Genomic DNA, 16,047 nt, shown 5'->3' with positions numbered 1-16,047 from the left:
ACACTAGCGCGGCCGAGGCCCCACGGCCGTCAGCCCCGGGGATGACTCCGGTGTCAGGTCCGGCGCGCCTTGCCGGAAACGTCCAGCACGCCCCGGTCACCGAAGGCGACGTTCTGGTCGACCAGCACGGCCACGTCCTCGCCGGAGAACCGCAGCTCCAGGCGCAGCTCGAACGGTGTACCGAGGAAGATCATGCGGCCGCGCAGCGTCAGCTCGTCGGTCCAGGCCGCCGCGGTCGCCACGTCGGCCGGTGCGCCCAGGAACGAGGAGGTTCCCGGGCTCCACTCCTCGTAGCCGAACGGCACCACGAGGTCCACGCCGTCGACGGTGAAGGCCACCTCGGTCCGCCCGTCCGCGCCGCGGCCGAGAGCGAGGGCGCTGAAGCCTCGCGGGTTCGGCTCGAGGTCGTAGGTCACGCCGAGGAGCGAGTCCTCGACCGGGGTCGACTCCGCCCCTACCGGCGTGCGCAGCGCGAGCTCCAGCGGGGCCTCTCCCTCTGGCTTCGCGGCGTCGGCGTCCGTCGGCGTGGCCCAGGCGTCGTCGCGCAGGAACGCGTCCCATACCGCCTGCGGTACCGACGGCAGGTCCGACAGGCCCGAGGTCGTGGTGATCACCATGTCCTTCTCCGGCCAGACCAGGATGTACTGCCCGAAGGCGCCGTCGGCCCGGTAGGCGCCATGCCGGCACTGCCAGAACTGGTAGCCGTAGCCCTCGTTCCAGTCGAGCCAGTCGCTCGGGCCGTTCTCGACCTGCTTCGCCGTCGCCTCCGCCACCCACTCGGCCGGGACGAGCTGCTTCCCCTCCCAGACACCGCCCCGCAGGTAGAGCTGGCCGAACGCGGCCATCTCCTCGATGGTGATCGAGAGGCCGAACCCGCCCGTGTCGATGCCGTCCGGGTCCTGCTCCCACTCGGCGTGCGTGATGCCCAGCGGAGCCAGCAGGCGAGGCGTCAGGTAGTCGAGCAGGCGCTCGCCCGTGAGCCGGTGCAGGATCGCCGACAGCAGGTAGGTCGCCCCGGTGTTGTAGACGAAGCGCGTGCCCGGCTGGTGCTCCACCGGCTGCGCCAGGATCGCGCGGGCCCAGCCGGCACCGGGCAGCGAGATCGTGCGGTTGATGCCCTCCATGGTCGAGGCGCTGTGGCCCGTCGTCATGGTCAGCAGGTCGCGTACGCGCATGGCGCGGAGGTGCTCGCCCGGGTCGGCAGGAGCGTCGTCCGGCAGGAGGTCGAGCACGTGGTCGTCCACCGTCAGGAGCCCCTCGTGGACCGCGATCCCGACCGCCGTCGACGTGAAGCTCTTGCTCACCGAGAACATCGTGTGCGGCCGATCGGCGGTGTGCGGATGCCACCCGCCCTCCGCGATGACGCGTCCGTGCCGCAGCACCAGCACGCCGTGCACGTCCTCGATACGGTCGAGACTGTCGATCAGGCGCCGCACCGCTGCGGGCTCGACGCCCTCGGCCAGCGGGGTGGACCGGGGCAGGATCCGAGACATGCCGGGCACGATACCCGGGCCGGGCGTCAGGCCAGCAACCAGCTCGGGTTGCGGAGGTAGGACTCGGCCACCTCGAGCGTGCCGGGCACCTGCGCGGACCAGAGGTCCGGCGGCAGGGCGTCGGCGCGGTGGGTGGTGGTCCAGCCCAGCATCTGCAGGCGGCGCACCATGGACAGCGCACACCCGAGCTCGACGGCGTCCCGCGCCAGCGGCCGCACGGACGTGTACCCGGCGAGCCATTCCACGGCCATGGTCGGCGCCTCCGGCGTGTGCTCCAGGAAGCTCAGCGCGGCCGCGAAGTCGTACTGGAACCAGGTGTGGCCGCAGTCGTCGAAGTCGATGACGGTCAGCCCGCCGCCTCCTGAGCCGGCCGAAGGGTCGATCATGATGTTCGACGGCCGCAGGTCCGCATGCACCAGCCCCCAGGCGGCGGTGTCGCGCGGGGCCCGGCCGACGACCTCGAGCGCCGCCGCCTGGGCCTCCTCCAGCAGGGTGCGCTCCGCGCCGTCGTCGACGGCGTCCTCCCAGCGTCCCCAGCGCGCCGTCGGCCCGAGCATGTCCGGGACGTCCCACGAGTGGCGGGCGAAGCCGGCCGGCGGGACCCAGGCGAGCGCGTGCTCGTGCAGCCGGGCGTTGATGGCGCCGATCTCGCGGCAGTACGACGTCGGGTCGGCGGCCGCGCCGCTCGCGCCGGAACCGGCGTCGCTGAACAGGTCCTCCAGGATGCGCCCGGAGACGTAGCCGTAGGCGACGCACCACCAGTCCGTGCCGTCGTCGGAGGCCAGGGCCGCGCAGAACGTGCCGGACCGCGTGCGCAGCGCGGCGGGCACCTGGCAGACGCCGTCGGCGGCGAGCGCAGCGACCCAGGCGACCTCGGACTCGAACGCTTCGGCCCCGGCCAGGTACCCGGGACGGGCGACCCGCACGACGGCGGCCGGCTCGCCGTCGGCGGTCACGAGGAACGTCGCGTTCTCGGAGACGGTGATGAGGCGCATGGCGACCTCGCCGCCGGGGACGGACCCGAACTGCCAGGACGCGGTCACGCCGTCGCGGAGCCAGCCGGGCGCCAGGTCCCCGGGGACCAGCGCGTCGAACGCGGCGAGCGCCGCAGGCGGGGTGGGTGGCTGCGGACCTGGTGCGGACTGCGCTGCGGCGGTGGCGGGCATGTGGTTGCTCCTCAGGCTGGGAGCGGAGGCGGGCGGCCGCTGCCATGGTGCTCCGCCGGGCGGCGGCGGACAAGGGGCGCAACGGGGAATTCACGCAAGTCACCGGCACGAAACAAGCCGGGCGGGTATTGCGCCGAACGGTTACGCGACCGTCATCGCCAGGCTGCGCCCGGGGTACACGCCGCCGCCACGATGGGGACCGTCCCGCGGACGGCCGGGCGGCCGTGGATCCCTCCTGGGACGCGAGGTGGGACGCAACGTGAGGAGCACTGCCGTGGCGACTCGGTCGACGATCATGGACACCAACGCCTTCCGGCCCGGTGACCCCACCGGCGGCCTGCCGCCCCGGACCGCTGAGCTGGTGGACCGGCGGTCGGGCGTCCTGGGCTCGGCCTACCGGCTCTTCTACCGCGAGCCCGTGCACCTGGTGCGGGGCAGCGGCGCCCACGTCTTCGACGCCGACGGCAACGACTACCTCGACGTGTACAACAACGTGGCCTCGGTGGGGCACGGGCACCCCCGGGTCGTGGACGCGATCGCGAAGCAGGCCGCGGCCCTGAACACGCACACGCGGTACGTGCACGAGCGGATCGTCGACTACTCCGAGGCGCTGCTGGCCACGATGCCGGCCGAGGACTACCGGGTCATGTACCTGTGCACGGGCTCGGAGGCCAACGACCTCGCCGTCCGCGTGGCCCGCGCGCACACCGGCGGTACCGGCGTCATCGTCAGCGCCGAGGCCTACCACGGCAACACCGAGCTGACGTCGTCGCTGTCGCCCGCCCTGGGCTCCGGGCAGGACCTGGCGCTCGACGTGCGGACCGTCCCGGCCCCCGACCCGTACCGGGCGCCCGTCGCCGCCGAGGACCTGGGCCGGTGGTTCGCCGACCAGGTGGCCCGGCAGGTGGCCGACCTGGAGCGGCGTGGCGTACGTCTGGCCGCTTTCCTGGCCGACTCGATCTTCTCGTCCGACGGCGTGTTCACCGATCCCGCGGGCGACGCCGGCTTCCTGGCGCCCGCGATCGAGGTGGTGCGGCGCGCCGGCGGTGTGTTCATCGCCGACGAGGTGCAGCCGGGGTTCGGCCGCACGGGCGACGCGATGTGGGGGTTCGCGCGCCACGGCGTCGTGCCCGAGATCGTGACCCTCGGCAAGCCGATGGCCGCGGGCATCCCGGTCAGCGCGGTGGTCGCGCAGGCCGACGTGCTGGCCTCGTTCGGCGACCACATCCCGTACTTCAACACCTTCGGCGGCAACCCCGTGTCGATGGCGGCCGCGCAGGCCGTGCTCGACGTGCTCCAGGAGGACAGGCTCCAGGAGCACGCGGCCCGCGTCGGCGCACGGATGCTCGCCGCCCTGCGCGAGGCCGCCGCGGACCATCCGCGCGTCGGCGACGTGCGCGGCGCGGGCCTCTACGTCGGCGTCGACATGGTCACCGACCCCGAGACCAGGGCGCCCGACGTCGCGGCCGCCCTCGACGTCGTCGAGGCGCTGCGCGAGCGCCGGATCCTCACCTCCGTCTGCGGGCCGGGCAACGTGCTCAAGCTGCGCCCGCCCCTCGTGTTCGACGACCAGGACCTCGACCGCCTGATCGACGGCTTCACCGACGCGCTCACGGCGCTCGGCCACTGACTCCCGGTCACTGAACTCACTGGAGGACCGCATGGCAACCACCGGAACGACGCCCGGAACCGCGGGCGTCACCTACACCCAGGCCGACGGCCAGTACTTCGAGAAGCGGCAGCTCCGGCGCAGCGCCGGGTTCTGGGGCCTGTGGGGCATCGGGATCGCCGCGGTGATCTCCGGTCAGTTCTCCGGCTGGAACGTGGGTCTCGGCACCACGGGCTGGGTCCCGATGCTCGTCGCCATGGTCCTCGTGACGGTCATGTACTTCACGATGATCTTCTCGATCGGCGAGATGTCCGCGGCCATGCCGCACACCGGCGGCGCGTACTCGTTCGCGCGCGCCGCGATGGGGCCGTGGGGCGGGTTCGTCACCGGGTTCGCCGAGACCATCGAGTACGTCGTGACCACCGCCGTCATCGTCTGGTTCTCCGGTGTGTACGCGGACGCCGCACTGAGCGCCTTCATGGGGCAGTCGCTGCTGCCGCAGTGGGCGTGGTGGATCGTGCTGTACGTGGCCTTCGTGGCGATCAACGCCCTCGGTGCGCACGTCGGCTTCCGGCTGGCCGTGGTGGTCGCCGTCGTCTCGCTCGCGGTGCTGGCGTTCTTCGCGGTGGCCGCCCTCGCGTCCGGCGCCGTCGGCTTCTCCCGCCTGAACGACATAGTGCCCGCCGACGGCGGTACCGAGCTGTTCCCGTTCGGCACCATCGGGATCCTCTACGCGCTGCCGTTCGCCATCTGGTTCTTCCTCGGGATCGAGGAGCTGCCGCTCGCCGCCGAGGAGGCACACGACCCGGCCCGCGACATCCCCAAGGCCTCGGTCTGGGGCGTCGTCACGCTCGCGGTCTTCGGCCTGATGGTGCTGTTCCTCAACCCCGCGGTGACGGGTTCGGCCGCCATCACCGTGTCACCCGGCGACGGCGACGAGCCGCTGCTGGCCGGCTTCCGGGCGTTCCTGCCCGAGGAGGTGGCAGGCGTGCTGGCGCTGCTCGCGCTCGTGGCGCTGCTCGCGTCGCTCCAGGGCATCCTGTTCGCCGCCGGGCGCAACCTGTACTCGCTCTCGCGGGCGGGCTACTACCCGACGTTCCTCTCGCTCACCGGCGCCAAGCACAGGACGCCCTGGGTGGCGCTGGTCGCGACGGCGGTGCTCGGCCTCGTGATCCTGACCCTGGTGCTCCTCGTGGTCCCGGCGATCAGCCCGGAGTCGGCGGGGGCGGCGTCGGGCGTGATCCTGTTCATCGCGGTGTTCGGCGCGGTGATCTCGTACGTCATGCAGATGGTGTCGTTCGTGCTGCTGCGCCGTAAGTTCCCCGACGCCGTGCGGCCCTACCGGAGCCCGACCGGTATCTGGGGCGCCGTCGTGGCCGGTGTGATCTCCGTGGCGGCGTTCCTCGGCATCGTGCTGAACAGCGCGTTCCAGGTGGCGGTGGTGACGTTCCTGGTCGTCTTCGTGGTGGGGCTCGTCATGTTCGCGCTGGTGGGGCGCAAGCGGCTGGTGCTGTCGCCCGAGGAGGAGTACGCGATGTCGGGCGGGCTCTCGGCGGCCGGCGGTGTCTCCGGGACGAGCAGCGAGGACGCCGACGGCGCCACTGAGCCGAAGGCCGCAGCAGCCGACGTCAGCGCATGAGATGACCATGCATCTGCTGCCAGGCTCAGCACCATCCTGGCAGCAGGTGCATGGTCATCCCGTGCCAGACTCCCTGGCATGCCCCGCGACCTGCGCGCGCTGCCCAAGGCCAACCTGCACCTGCACCTGACGGGGTCGATGCGGCCGTCGACCGCCGCTGAGCTGGCCGCCGGCTACGGCCTCCCGCCGCTCCCCACCGTGGCGATCGAGCCCGGCGTGGTGCACGGCTGGGACGCGTTCCAGGCCCGGTACGACACCGCCCGCGCGGCGGTCCGCTCGGCCGGCGACATCGCGCGCGTGGTCCGTGAGGCCGTGGAACAGGACGCCGCCGACGGCGTCGGCTGGACCGAGCTGCAGGTCGACCCGACGTCGTACGCGGGCCGGCTCGGGTCGCTGGAGGCCGTGGTCGAGGCCCTGCTCGACGCCGCTCGCGGCCTGCCGGTCGGCGTGATCCTCGCGGCGAGCTGGGGCGCGGAGCCTGCGCACGCGGAGCGGATCGCCGGCCTCGCGGTGCGGTACGCGCCCGACGGCGTGCTGGGCTTCGGGCTCTCGAACGACGAGCGGCGTGGCCGCGTCAGCGACTTCGTCCCGGCGTACCGGACGGTGGCCGACGCCGGGCTGGCCCGCGTACCGCACGCCGGGTTCTACGAGGGCGCGTGGCACGTGCGCGACTGCGTCGAGCTGCTGGGCGCCACCCGCATCGGACACGGGCTGACGGCGCTCGAGGACCCGTCGGTGGTCGCGCTCCTCGCCGAGCGCCAGGTGACGCTCGAGGTCTGCCCGACGTCGTACCCGCCGTTCGGCGTCACGCCCGCCCTGACCACGGTGCCGGTGCTGCTGGCCGGCGGCGTTCCCGTCGCCCTCGCGAGCGACGACCCGCTGCTGTTCGGGATCGGGGTGCTGGGCCAGTACGAGATCGTGCGAGAGGTCTGCTCCGACTCGGAGCTGGCGGCGATCGCCGCCGCCTCGATCCGGGCGTCGCACGCGCCGGCCGGTCTGCGGCGGCAGATGCTCGACGGCGTCCAGGACTGGCTGGCTGGGTAGCTGTCTCAGAGCAGCAGCTCTCCCACCACCTCGTCGAACAGGAGGTTCCCCGTCTTGCGGAAGCCGCAGCGCAGGTAGAACTCCTCGGGCCCGTCCGCACCCGGGACCCACAGGACGGTGATGCGGTCGAGCCCGCGACGCCGAGCCTCCTCGGCGACCTGCTCCACCGCGAACCGGCCCACCCCGCGCTTGCGCGCCTCGCGTGCCACGTTGAGCCGCCAGATCCCGGCCCGGAACTCGGGGATCTCCTCGTCCGGGTTCCAGTTCGCCATCACGAAGCCGACCACGTCGTCGCCGTCGAGAACCACTCTTGGCCATGCGGTGGGATTGACGTACGCCTCGGCGACCGACCAGGCGACCGGCGCCACGGGCTCCTTGTCGGGCGGCTGAGGTGGCAGCTGGATGGCCGCGAAGAGATTGTCCGTCGTGAGCTCGGCGAGCTGGAGATTGGCCATGGACCGACTGTGCCACGAGCCACTGACAACGACCCGTCGGAGGCCGCCGCCTGTCCGGCCGGCGTCTCAGCCCCGAAGCCGGTCCCGGGCCTCCATCAGAGCGAAGCCGAGCAGGTTGAGACCACGCCATGCGGCCGGGTTCTCCGCGTTCTCGTTCTTGGCGCCCATCCCGATACCCCAGATGCGGTCTCGTGGGCTCGCCTCCACGAGGACACGCGAGCCGGTGCGCAGCAGGTACTCACGCATCTCGGGGTGCGCCGCGAACTTGTGCACGTTGCCGCGCACGACGATCTCGAATCGCTCGCGCTCCCACACGGTGTCGTCGAAGTCGCGGACGGTACGCCCCGCTGCCTTGGCCAGCGCGGGGTTGGCGGCGTCGATCGCCGCGGCCTCCGCGTCCGCGTCGCCGAACAAGCGCGCCTTCTCCGCCGTCATCCAGTGCTCGGCGGTGCGATAGCGGTGGCCGTCCACGACGAACGACGCCTCGAACCACTGGCTCAGACCGCCCTTGCCGGGGCTCCCGTCGGGCTCGGGCGCGTGACCCCAGAAGTGGAGGTACTTGACGGCGGCTCCCGCCTCGACCAGCGCCCGAAGCTCCCTCACGGAACGGGCGGACGCGGGCGCACAGATGACGTCGTCGGGCATGGACGGAAGTGTGCCAGGAGCCTCTGACACGCCTACACGACCGATGGTCAGCCCGCGACGACCTCGACCTCGTAGCCGTCGCCGTTCTCCAGGTAGGCCGCGTAGTGGTCCGGTCCGCCGGCACGCGGGTGCCGGTCGGGGAACAGGAGAACCCAGCCGTGTTCCGGTGCCGCCTCAACCAGCCGGTCGACCTCCTCGCGGGTGCCGCCGTGGAACGCGAGGTGGTTGAGGCCTGGAGCGAGCCGGTCGTGGGTGTCGGCGGCGAGGGCAGGGCTCTGCTCGACGACGACGTAGGTGCCGTCGAGGATCCAGCTCAGACCTGCCTCCCACCGCTGGTGCTCCGTGTAGCCGAGCGTCGTGAGGAGCCAGCCCCAGGACCGCTCCGCGCGGTCGAGGGACGGGACCCACAGCTCGACGTGGTGCAGGCGGCCACGACTCACGGGGCGGCCGCCGCGATGACCCGGGTGAGACTGCTGTGCAGCGCCTGGAGTTCCTCGGCGGACATGCCCAGCCGCGCCATGATCGCCGGCGGCACGAGCAGCGCCTGCTCGCGCAGCGCGCGGCCCTCCTCCGTGAGCTCGACGGCGAGCGCCCGCTCGTCACGGGGATCGCGGCGGCGCGTCACGTAGCCGATCGCCTCGAGCCGCTTGAGCAGGGGAGACAGGGTGCCGGGGTCGAGCTGCAGCAGCCCGCTGAGCTGTTTGACGGACAGGGGCGACCGCTCCCACAGGGCGAGCATGACCAGGTACTGCGGGTGCGTGATGCCCATCGGTTCGAGCAGCGGCCGGTACAGCGCGATGACGCTGCGTGACGCGACGGCGAGCGCGAAGCAGACCTGGCGGTCGAGAGCCAGGAGGTCGTCGGCAGCCGCGGCGTCGGGCCGTGATGTGGTGGTCATGTCACTCCTCTCGGATCTCTCCTCGGATATTGACCAGACTAACAGTTTGTGTGCAAACTATTGGTACACCAAGCAACTGGAGGAACGAGATGCGCAACCGCGACGGCCTGACCCTCGGATACCGCTTCAAGTGGCGGCTCAACTGGCTGCTCCTGACCGTAGCCGGGCCTGCCCAGCAGGCAGACGACACCGACCCCCGGCGTCGCATGGAGCGTGAGCGTGCCGCACTCGTGGCGCGGCTCCAGGCCGAGCGGTCCTGACTCAGTGCCCTATGGCGATCAGCAGATCCCGGGTGAGCGGCGCAAGGGGGTAGCTCGCGACCGGGTCCGCAGGATCGATCCACACCAGCTCCTCGATCTCTGCCCGGACGGCGACCTCGGTGCCTGGCCGTAGACGCACCCGGTAGGCGTGCGCGTCGACGATGTGGTCGGGCTCGTTCGCGGCCGCCGCCTCGAACCTGCCGAGGCTCTCGATGTCGGTTGGCTCGAGCCGCAGGCCGACCTCTTCCTCGACCTCCCGAACGAGCGCGGCCAGGGGCTCTTCACCCGGCTCGATCTTGCCGCCCACCTGCATGAAAGCCTGTGTGCCTCGTTTGCGGACGAGCAGATGCCGCCCGTCGGAGCGCTCGACGACGACCGCGACGATGCGCAGCGTCGTGATCGGACCGACAGCGCCGTCCCTGCTCATGACTGCTCCAGGATCTCTTCGATCACCGTTCCGCCCAGCACCTGCACGACGAGTGGGACGCCGACCATGCCGGCCGACGTGATGTCCGGGTCGTCGGCGGACGGCTCGTCGTAGAAGTCAGGCTCACCTGCTGGGGCAACCGCCGTACGGGGCGCGCTCGCGCCCGCGTCCGCGGCGGTCCCGCGACGGGGCTCGGGGGCGGCACCGCTCGCCGCTCGCGCCCGGCGCTCGTTCGCCTGCCGCAGGGCCTCGCGCGCACTGCCCGCCCCGGACATGGGGGCCGACGCCGGCGCTGAAGTCTGCGCCGGCGCCTGGTCCTCGTAGACCGGCTCAGGCTCCGGCATGTCGTAGTCTGCGGGAGGTTCGGTCGCGCTGGCCCCCGAGAGCCAGGCCTCGTCGGCCGCGCTCGCCGCCGCCCGGGGACGGGCGGCAGGCCTGGAAGGCTCCGGACGACCAGCCTCCGGACCGGTCGGCCGGGACCGAGAAGACTCGGGACGCTCGGCGACCGCGACACTCCCCTGGGCCGACGCCGGAGCCACCGCTACCGACCCACCCGAAGAACCGCCACCCACCGCACTCATCGTGGCAGCACCTACGACTGCTGCCGCGTCCGCCGAGGCCGGCGGCGCGGATACCGTGGCCACGGCCCCGCCGGGCGGCGGCACGTCGGGCCAGTCGGGCGCCGGAGCAGTATCGGGTGCCGGCGCCTCGCTGCGGGGCTCGTCCGACACCGGACCGACGCCGCCTGACGCCGGACCGCCGCCCGACGACGCTCCGGCCGAGGGGCCTCCGCCGGAGGTCCCGCCGCCAGACGCCGCACCACCGCCGGACGGCCCCTCGTCGAGAGTCGCCTCGACCCGGACCCGGATGCCGAGCGTCTGGTAGACCGCCTCTTCCACCGCGCTGGTGTGCCGTGCGTTCGAGAACGTGCGGGCCAGGCCGGGGGCCGCGAAGCCGAGCTTCAGCGTGTTGCCCTCCAGCGAGGCGACCTGCGCGTTGGGGCCGACGAGCGACCATGTCACGCGCGCGGCGGCGAGCGAGCCGAGCACCTCTGGCCAGCGCCGTCGGACCGTCTCCGTCGTGACAGCCGACTCCGCCGGGGATGCGGCGGCCGGGGCAGGGGCAGGCTCCGGCGTGGAACGCTCCGGGGCAGGCTGGGCCGGCGCCTCCTGAACGGGTGCCGCCTCGACCACCTGCTCGGGTTCTACGGACGCCACCGGCGAGGGTGCGTCCTCGGCCGTCGGCTCGGGCTCGGGTGCTGCGGCGGCAGCCGCCGGCGCAGCCTCGGGCGCGGGCCGAGCAGGCTGCGCCGTAGCGGACTGGCCTGGTTCACCCCGCTTCTTGCGCGCGTCGAGCACCGCACGTGCGGCGGCCGCCCCGGCGAGCCCGCCCGCCGTCGGCTCCTGCGGAGGCGTTCCGACAGGTGCCGCTCCGCTCGGTGCCGTGCTCTGTCCCGGTCCAGGTGCGGCCGGCGCTCCGGTAGCGACGATCCCGCCGCGCTCGAGCCGGTCGATACGCGCCGCGAAGCCCGCGGCACCGTCGTCGGCTCCGGGCAGGAGCAAGCGAGCGCACAGCAGCTCCAGGTGCAGGCGTGGTGACGTCGCACCCGTCATCTCGGTGAGGGCCGCGTTCACGAGGTCGGCGGCCCGGGAGAGTTCGGCGACCCCGAGGCGTCCGGCCTGGGTTCGCATGCGGTCGAGCTGGTCGGTCGGGATGCCCCGGAGCACAGCGCTGGCAGCGTCCCCCGAGACCCCGATGACGATGAGGTCGCGCAGGCGCTCCAGCACGTCCTCGACGAACCGGCGCGGTTCGTGCCCCGTCACGATGACCTGGTCGACCACCCGGAAGATCGAACCGCCGTCGCGCGCCGCGAGCGCGTCGACCACGTCGTCCAGCAGGGTCGCGTGCGTGAAGCCGAGCAGGCCGACCGCGAGGTCGTAGTCGACGACCGCGTCCGGGGCGCCGGCGATGAGCTGGTCCATCACGGACAGGGAGTCGCGTACCGAACCGCCGCCCGCGCGCGTGACCAGCGGGAGCACTCCGCTGGTCACCTCTACCTGCTCAGCGGCGCAGAGCTGCTCGAGGTACGGGGACAGCACGTCCGGCGGCACGAGCCGGAACGGGTAGTGGTGCGTCCGCGACCGGATGGTGCCGATCACCTTGTCCGGCTCCGTGGTCGCGAAGATGAACTTGATGTGCGGCGGCGGCTCCTCGACGATCTTCAGCAGCGCGTTGAAGCCCTGCGGCGTCACCATGTGCGCCTCGTCGAGGATGAAGATCTTGTACCGGTCGCGAGCAGGCGCGAACGTGGCGCGTTCGCGCAGGTCGCGTGCGTCGTCCACACCGTTGTGCGACGCCGCGTCGATCTCCACCACGTCGAGCGAGCCGGACCCGCCGCGCGCCAGCTCGACGCACGAGGGGCACTCGCCGCACGGGGTGTCGATCGGCGACTCGGGCGTGTTCTTCGCGCAGTTGAGCGTGCGGGCGAGGATGCGTGCCGACGTCGTCTTTCCACAGCCTCGTGGACCGCTGAAGAGGTAGGCGTGGTTCACCCGCCCGCTGCGCAGGGCCTGCATGAGGGGGCCCGTGACGTGGTCCTGGCCGATCACCTCGGCGAACGTCTCGGGCCTGTAGCGGCGGTATAGGGCGGTGCTCACCCCCGCAACGATAGACGGCCTCACTGACACGTGGAGGACAGCCCTCCACAGGTTCGATCAGGGGCCGTCACCGACCGGCTGACGCCCGGTCCTGCTGCCGCACGCGCAGCTTCATGACCAGCCCGGGGATGCCCACTCCCAGCAGGACCGGGATGGCCGCGAAGATCCCGACCCAGAGGACGATGGCGAGGTAGCCGAGAGCCGAGTTGGACGAGTCGGCGTCCGCCTGGGCAAGGAACACGACGCTCACCACGGCCGCGACCACCACGAACACCGCGATGGCCACTGCGGCCCAGACCAGGATGTTGGCCCATCGCCGGTAGCTGACGGTGACCTCGCGGGCCTGCGGTGCTACGTACCCCTGAGGGGCGCCGTGCGTCTGGGCGGGGTAGGGGCCCGGCTGCTGATCCGTCATGGGTGCACTTCTACCACCACGCGGACCAGCAGCCACCCCCTCATCGCCTGAGCGCCCGGCGCGCCAGCCCGTTCCCCAGCCACTGCACGGCCTGGACGATCACCACGATGATCACCACGACGACGGCGGTCACCGCCCAGTCGTACTGCCGGTAGCCCTGGACGATCGCGAAGTCGCCCAGCCCGCCGGCCCCCAGGTAACCGCCGATCGCGGACATGTCGAGCACGCCCACGAACAGGAACGTGTAGCCCAGGATCAGCGGCGCGAGCGCCTCGGGAACCAGCACCGTCCGAACGATCCGGAACGGCGAGGCCCCCATGGCCCGGGCAGCCTCGACCACTCCGGGGTCGATCGAGACGAGGTTCTGTTCCACGAGCCGCGCGAAGACGAACGTCGCCATGAAGCACATCGCGAAGGTGAACGCCTCGATGCCGATCGTGGAGCCGATGACGGCGCGGGTCAGCGGCCCGAGCGCCACCAGGAAGATGATGAACGGTATGGGCCGCACCACGTTGACGGCGAGGTTCAGCACCGCGAACACGACCCGGTTGCCGAGCAGGTTCCCCGGCCGGGTCAGGTACAGCCCGAGGCCGAGGGCCAGCCCGAGGAAGCCGCCGACGAGCAGCGTGATCAGCACCATGTACGCGGTCTGGCCGGCTGCCTCCCAGAGCAGCGGCGTCAACTGGTCCCAGCTCACAGTTCGTTCCCCTCCGTATAACCGGTCGGCCCGCCGAACGGCCCACCACCGAGCCGGAGATGCCCGGGCACACGCGGATCTGGTGCGTCACGCCGGTCGGTGTCCGGCACTTCTTCCTGTCGGACGACGACGCCCGTGGTCACCTCGCGCGGACTCGCGGCGGTCCCGTAGTCGTCCACCCAGGTGACGTCGCGCAGCGCGGCCACTGCCGCTTCGACGGCGTCCGCCTCTCCGACGAGCTCCACGGTCAGCGATCCGTACGGCCGCTCCGCGACCTCGGTGATGCCGCCGAAGACGACGGTCCCGTCGACGCCGTGCTCGCGCAGCGTGCGCGTGAGCACCGCCGACGACCCCGCCACCTCGTCCACTCCCACCGTCACGATGTGCCCGGCGTGCCGCGTGCGCAGCCGCGCCAGCACCTCCGGCGACGGCCGGTCACGCAGCGCGGTGGCGACGAACCGCCGGGTCACGTCGTGCGCGGGCGCGCTGAACACCTGGTACGCCTCGCCCACCTCGACGACGCGCCCCCGGTCCATCACGGCAACGCGGTGACAGATCGAGCGCACCACGTCCATCTCGTGCGTGATCACGACGACCGTGACGCCGAGCTCGCGGTTGACGCGCTGGAGCAGGTCCAGCACGTCGCGCGTCGTCTCGGGATCGAGGGCCGACGTCGCCTCGTCCGCCAGCAGGATGCGCGGGTTCGTGGCGAGGGCCCGGGCGATGCCGACCCGCTGCTTCTGCCCGCCCGACAGCGCGGACGGATGCACGCCCGACTTCTCGGAGAGACCGACGAAGGCGAGCAGCTCGGCCACGCGCGCCTCCCGCCGCGAACGTGTCCAACCGGCCACCTCGAGCGGATACGCGACGTTCCCGGCGACCGTCCGGGAGGCGAGCAAGTTGAACTGCTGGAACACCATGCCGATCCCGGCGCGCACCGGGCGCAGCCGGGCCTCGTTGAGCGCACCGAGCGCGACGCCGTCGACCACGACGTCGCCCCCGGTGGTGCGCTCCAGCGCGTTGATCAGCCTGACCAGGGTGGACTTGCCCGCCCCCGACTGACCGATGACGCCGAAGATCTCGCCCTCGCGGATCTCGAGGGTGACATCGTCGACGGCGCGCACCTCGGCGCCTCGCCCGCGGCCCGGGAACACCTTGGAGGCGCCCTCGAACCGCACGATGCTGCTGGTCGCAGCGTCGGTCACGGCAGACATCAGGACGCGTCCGCCTCGATGCCGGCCAGGATCTCCTGCAGCTCGGCGGCCGGGTTGTCCTTGATGACGCCGGTGCCGCCCGAGGCCTCGAGCACGCCCTCCTCGACCTCCGGGGAGTGGTAGATCTCGATGAGCTGCTGGAACACCTCGTTGTCGGCGTCGCCCGCCCGCGCCACCCACACGTTGATGTACGGCTCGGCCGCGGAGGAGTCCGGGTCGTCCGAGAAGATGGCGTCCTCGGCGGTCAGGTCGGCGTCGCCCACGAAGTCGTTGTTGATGATCGAGGCGTCGACGTCCTGCAGCGCGAGCGCCGTCTGGGCGGCGTCGACGGGGGTAACGGTCACGCGCGACTCGTCCTCGAGGATGTCGGCCGGCGTGGAGAACGCGCTGCCGCCGTCGCGCAGGGCGACGAGCCCGGCCTCCTGGAGCACGAGCAGCGCCCGGGCCTGGTTGGTGTCGTCGTTGGGGATGGCGATCTCGCCGCCGTCGGGGATGGCCTCGACGCTGTCGTGCTTCTGGGAGTAGAGGCCCAGCGGGTAGACGGCGGTCGCGCCGATCGGCGTGAGGTCCTGCCCCGAAGCCGTGTTGTAGCCCGCGAGGAACTGCAGGTGCTGGAACTGGTTGAGGTCCAGGTCACCGTCGGTCAAGCCCTGGTTGGGGAGCTGGTAGTCGCTGAAGTTCACCAGCTCGACGGTGATGCCCTCCTCCTCGGCCAGGTCGGTGAAGGTGTTCCAGTAGTCGTCACCGGAGTTGACGACGCCGATGCGTACCGGGTCCTCGGCGGTGCCGGCGGCCGCCGTGGCGTCCTCCCCCGCTCCGCAGGCGCTCAGGGCGAGGGCGGTGGCGGCAGCGAGGCCGGTGGCCAGGACAGAGGTGAAGCGAGACATGGGTGGTCCTCTCAAGGGCGCACTGGCGCGGGTATGCCTGTGCTCAGGATGCGTGGGGTCTGCGTCTGACGCAGGCCGAGGTATGACGGCGGGCCACGGCCATCAGCAACGTGGCGAGCTCGGAGGAGTTCGAACGGCCCTCAGCGGGCCGCGGGACAGAGCGGCGCTCTCAGCGCTCGCACATTCGCTCGCCGCGCACGTGAGCGCGACACATGGCGTCGCGACACGTACGCGACGTCGGTGCGGCGGTCCAGGTGCGGGTCATACGGACATCGTGCGGCACTGCACGACGTCGAGGCGAATCGCCTGGGGGTAAATCCCACGATGCGGAACGAATACCATCCACATGGTGGATGAGCCGCGGAATTCCGGGCGCTAAAGGACCCCTCGCACACCCACCAGAGCTCACTTACCCTTGCTGCCTTCCGGCCCTGGGGGAGTTCGGCGAGGTGGTGCCGCACGAGGGGTCTGCCCCCAGCCTAACCGATCCGAACACCCCGGCCCAACCAGGCAGAACCCGCTGTACGCGACCTCACAGCCG

General features: G+C 72.0%; 16 protein-coding genes and 1 other RNA gene. 4 read left to right on the top strand and 13 right to left on the bottom strand.

Translation table 11 applies throughout. From position 1 onward, the window contains the following. Positions 1–53: 53 nt before the first annotated feature. Both ACNYC2_RS00680 and ACNYC2_RS00675 read right to left on the bottom strand, forming a co-directional pair. Positions 54–1,493, bottom strand: coding sequence for a serine hydrolase domain-containing protein (locus tag ACNYC2_RS00680; RefSeq protein WP_419705220.1), 1,440 nt, complete (start codon positions 1,491–1,493; stop codon positions 54–56). A gap of 26 nt (positions 1,494–1,519) precedes the next feature. Further along, positions 1,520–2,659: a phosphotransferase enzyme family protein gene (locus ACNYC2_RS00675; protein ID WP_419705219.1), complete on the bottom strand. Its 1,140-nt coding sequence runs from the start codon at positions 2,657–2,659 to the stop codon at positions 1,520–1,522. A gap of 274 nt (positions 2,660–2,933) precedes the next feature. On the opposite strand from ACNYC2_RS00675, the gene ACNYC2_RS00670 reads away from it, so the two are divergent. From ACNYC2_RS00670 to add, 3 genes are all read left to right on the top strand, one after another. Next, complete coding sequence (locus ACNYC2_RS00670) at positions 2,934–4,289, top strand: aspartate aminotransferase family protein (RefSeq protein WP_419705218.1); 1,356 nt, start codon at positions 2,934–2,936, stop codon at positions 4,287–4,289. 31 nt (positions 4,290–4,320) lie between these two features. After that, the gene (locus ACNYC2_RS00665) at positions 4,321–5,907 is read left to right on the top strand and encodes an amino acid permease (RefSeq protein WP_419705217.1); all 1,587 of its coding nucleotides are present in this window, start codon (positions 4,321–4,323) and stop codon (positions 5,905–5,907) included. Between the two features lie 78 nt (positions 5,908–5,985). Next, positions 5,986–6,951: an adenosine deaminase gene (gene add, locus ACNYC2_RS00660; protein WP_419705216.1), complete on the top strand. Its 966-nt coding sequence runs from the start codon at positions 5,986–5,988 to the stop codon at positions 6,949–6,951. 5 nt (positions 6,952–6,956) lie between these two features. Here add and ACNYC2_RS00655 read toward each other — a convergent pair whose 3' ends face one another. The 4 genes from ACNYC2_RS00655 to ACNYC2_RS00640 all read right to left on the bottom strand — a co-directional run bounded on the left by ACNYC2_RS00655 (position 6,957) and on the right by ACNYC2_RS00640 (position 8,949). Next, on the bottom strand, positions 6,957–7,406 hold the full coding sequence (locus ACNYC2_RS00655) for a GNAT family N-acetyltransferase (protein WP_419705215.1): 450 nt from the start codon (positions 7,404–7,406) through the stop codon (positions 6,957–6,959). Positions 7,407–7,472: 66 nt separating this feature from the next. Beyond that, on the bottom strand, positions 7,473–8,051 hold the full coding sequence (locus ACNYC2_RS00650; RefSeq protein WP_419705214.1) for an NADAR family protein: 579 nt from the start codon (positions 8,049–8,051) through the stop codon (positions 7,473–7,475). Positions 8,052–8,098: 47 nt separating this feature from the next. After that, positions 8,099–8,491: a VOC family protein gene (locus ACNYC2_RS00645; protein WP_419705213.1), complete on the bottom strand. Its 393-nt coding sequence runs from the start codon at positions 8,489–8,491 to the stop codon at positions 8,099–8,101. Continuing rightward, positions 8,488–8,949 (bottom strand): MarR family winged helix-turn-helix transcriptional regulator, encoded by a 462-nt coding sequence (locus tag ACNYC2_RS00640; protein WP_419705212.1) that lies wholly within the window; start codon positions 8,947–8,949, stop codon positions 8,488–8,490. Before ACNYC2_RS00640 ends, ACNYC2_RS00645 begins: the two co-directional genes overlap by 4 nt. A gap of 89 nt (positions 8,950–9,038) precedes the next feature. On the opposite strand from ACNYC2_RS00640, the gene ACNYC2_RS00635 reads away from it, so the two are divergent. Further along, complete coding sequence (locus ACNYC2_RS00635; RefSeq protein WP_419705211.1) at positions 9,039–9,209, top strand: hypothetical protein; 171 nt, start codon at positions 9,039–9,041, stop codon at positions 9,207–9,209. A 1-nt stretch (position 9,210) separates the two neighbouring features. Here ACNYC2_RS00635 and ACNYC2_RS00630 read toward each other — a convergent pair whose 3' ends face one another. The 7 genes from ACNYC2_RS00630 to ffs all read right to left on the bottom strand — a co-directional run bounded on the left by ACNYC2_RS00630 (position 9,211) and on the right by ffs (position 15,978). Beyond that, on the bottom strand, positions 9,211–9,636 hold the full coding sequence (locus ACNYC2_RS00630; RefSeq protein WP_419705210.1) for an NUDIX hydrolase: 426 nt from the start codon (positions 9,634–9,636) through the stop codon (positions 9,211–9,213). Further along, positions 9,633–12,293: a DNA polymerase III subunit gamma and tau gene (locus ACNYC2_RS00625; protein ID WP_419705209.1), complete on the bottom strand. Its 2,661-nt coding sequence runs from the start codon at positions 12,291–12,293 to the stop codon at positions 9,633–9,635. Before ACNYC2_RS00625 ends, ACNYC2_RS00630 begins: the two co-directional genes overlap by 4 nt. A gap of 67 nt (positions 12,294–12,360) precedes the next feature. Beyond that, positions 12,361–12,708, bottom strand: coding sequence for a hypothetical protein (locus ACNYC2_RS00620; protein ID WP_419705208.1), 348 nt, complete (start codon positions 12,706–12,708; stop codon positions 12,361–12,363). Positions 12,709–12,748: 40 nt separating this feature from the next. After that, positions 12,749–13,405: a methionine ABC transporter permease gene (locus tag ACNYC2_RS00615; RefSeq protein WP_419705207.1), complete on the bottom strand. Its 657-nt coding sequence runs from the start codon at positions 13,403–13,405 to the stop codon at positions 12,749–12,751. Beyond that, positions 13,402–14,619, bottom strand: coding sequence for a methionine ABC transporter ATP-binding protein (locus ACNYC2_RS00610; RefSeq protein WP_419705206.1), 1,218 nt, complete (start codon positions 14,617–14,619; stop codon positions 13,402–13,404). The genes ACNYC2_RS00615 and ACNYC2_RS00610 overlap by 4 nt, the downstream gene beginning before the upstream one ends. Next, a complete protein-coding gene (locus ACNYC2_RS00605; RefSeq protein WP_419705205.1) occupies positions 14,619–15,506 on the bottom strand; it encodes a MetQ/NlpA family ABC transporter substrate-binding protein in 888 nt (295 codons plus the stop codon). Before ACNYC2_RS00605 ends, ACNYC2_RS00610 begins: the two co-directional genes overlap by 1 nt. 375 nt (positions 15,507–15,881) lie before the next feature. Beyond that, positions 15,882–15,978: signal recognition particle sRNA small type (ffs, locus tag ACNYC2_RS00600), an RNA gene on the bottom strand. Positions 15,979–16,047: the final 69 nt, after the last annotated feature.

Source organism: Promicromonospora sp. NFX87, from assembly GCF_048564965.1.
GTDB lineage: Bacteria > Actinomycetota > Actinomycetes > Actinomycetales > Cellulomonadaceae > Promicromonospora.
This window is presented reverse-complemented; position numbering and strand designations above follow the sequence as displayed.

Excerpts from the sequence above, each read along its gene's own strand:
- ACNYC2_RS00680 (WP_419705220.1), bottom strand. The coding sequence starts at position 1,493 with ATGTCTCGGATCCTGCCCCGGTCCACCCCGCTGGCCGAGGGCGTCGAG.
- ACNYC2_RS00675 (WP_419705219.1), bottom strand. The coding sequence starts at position 2,659 with ATGCCCGCCACCGCCGCAGCGCAGTCCGCACCAGGTCCGCAGCCACCC.
- ACNYC2_RS00665 (WP_419705217.1), top strand. The coding sequence starts at position 4,321 with ATGGCAACCACCGGAACGACGCCCGGAACCGCGGGCGTCACCTACACC.
- add (WP_419705216.1), top strand. The coding sequence starts at position 5,986 with ATGCCCCGCGACCTGCGCGCGCTGCCCAAGGCCAACCTGCACCTGCAC.
- ACNYC2_RS00655 (WP_419705215.1), bottom strand. The coding sequence starts at position 7,406 with ATGGCCAATCTCCAGCTCGCCGAGCTCACGACGGACAATCTCTTCGCG.
- ACNYC2_RS00650 (WP_419705214.1), bottom strand. The coding sequence starts at position 8,051 with ATGCCCGACGACGTCATCTGTGCGCCCGCGTCCGCCCGTTCCGTGAGG.
- ACNYC2_RS00640 (WP_419705212.1), bottom strand. The coding sequence starts at position 8,949 with ATGACCACCACATCACGGCCCGACGCCGCGGCTGCCGACGACCTCCTG.
- ACNYC2_RS00635 (WP_419705211.1), top strand. The coding sequence starts at position 9,039 with ATGCGCAACCGCGACGGCCTGACCCTCGGATACCGCTTCAAGTGGCGG.
- ACNYC2_RS00630 (WP_419705210.1), bottom strand. The coding sequence starts at position 9,636 with ATGAGCAGGGACGGCGCTGTCGGTCCGATCACGACGCTGCGCATCGTC.
- ACNYC2_RS00620 (WP_419705208.1), bottom strand. The coding sequence starts at position 12,708 with ATGACGGATCAGCAGCCGGGCCCCTACCCCGCCCAGACGCACGGCGCC.
- ACNYC2_RS00610 (WP_419705206.1), bottom strand. The coding sequence starts at position 14,619 with ATGTCTGCCGTGACCGACGCTGCGACCAGCAGCATCGTGCGGTTCGAG.
- ACNYC2_RS00605 (WP_419705205.1), bottom strand. The coding sequence starts at position 15,506 with ATGTCTCGCTTCACCTCTGTCCTGGCCACCGGCCTCGCTGCCGCCACC.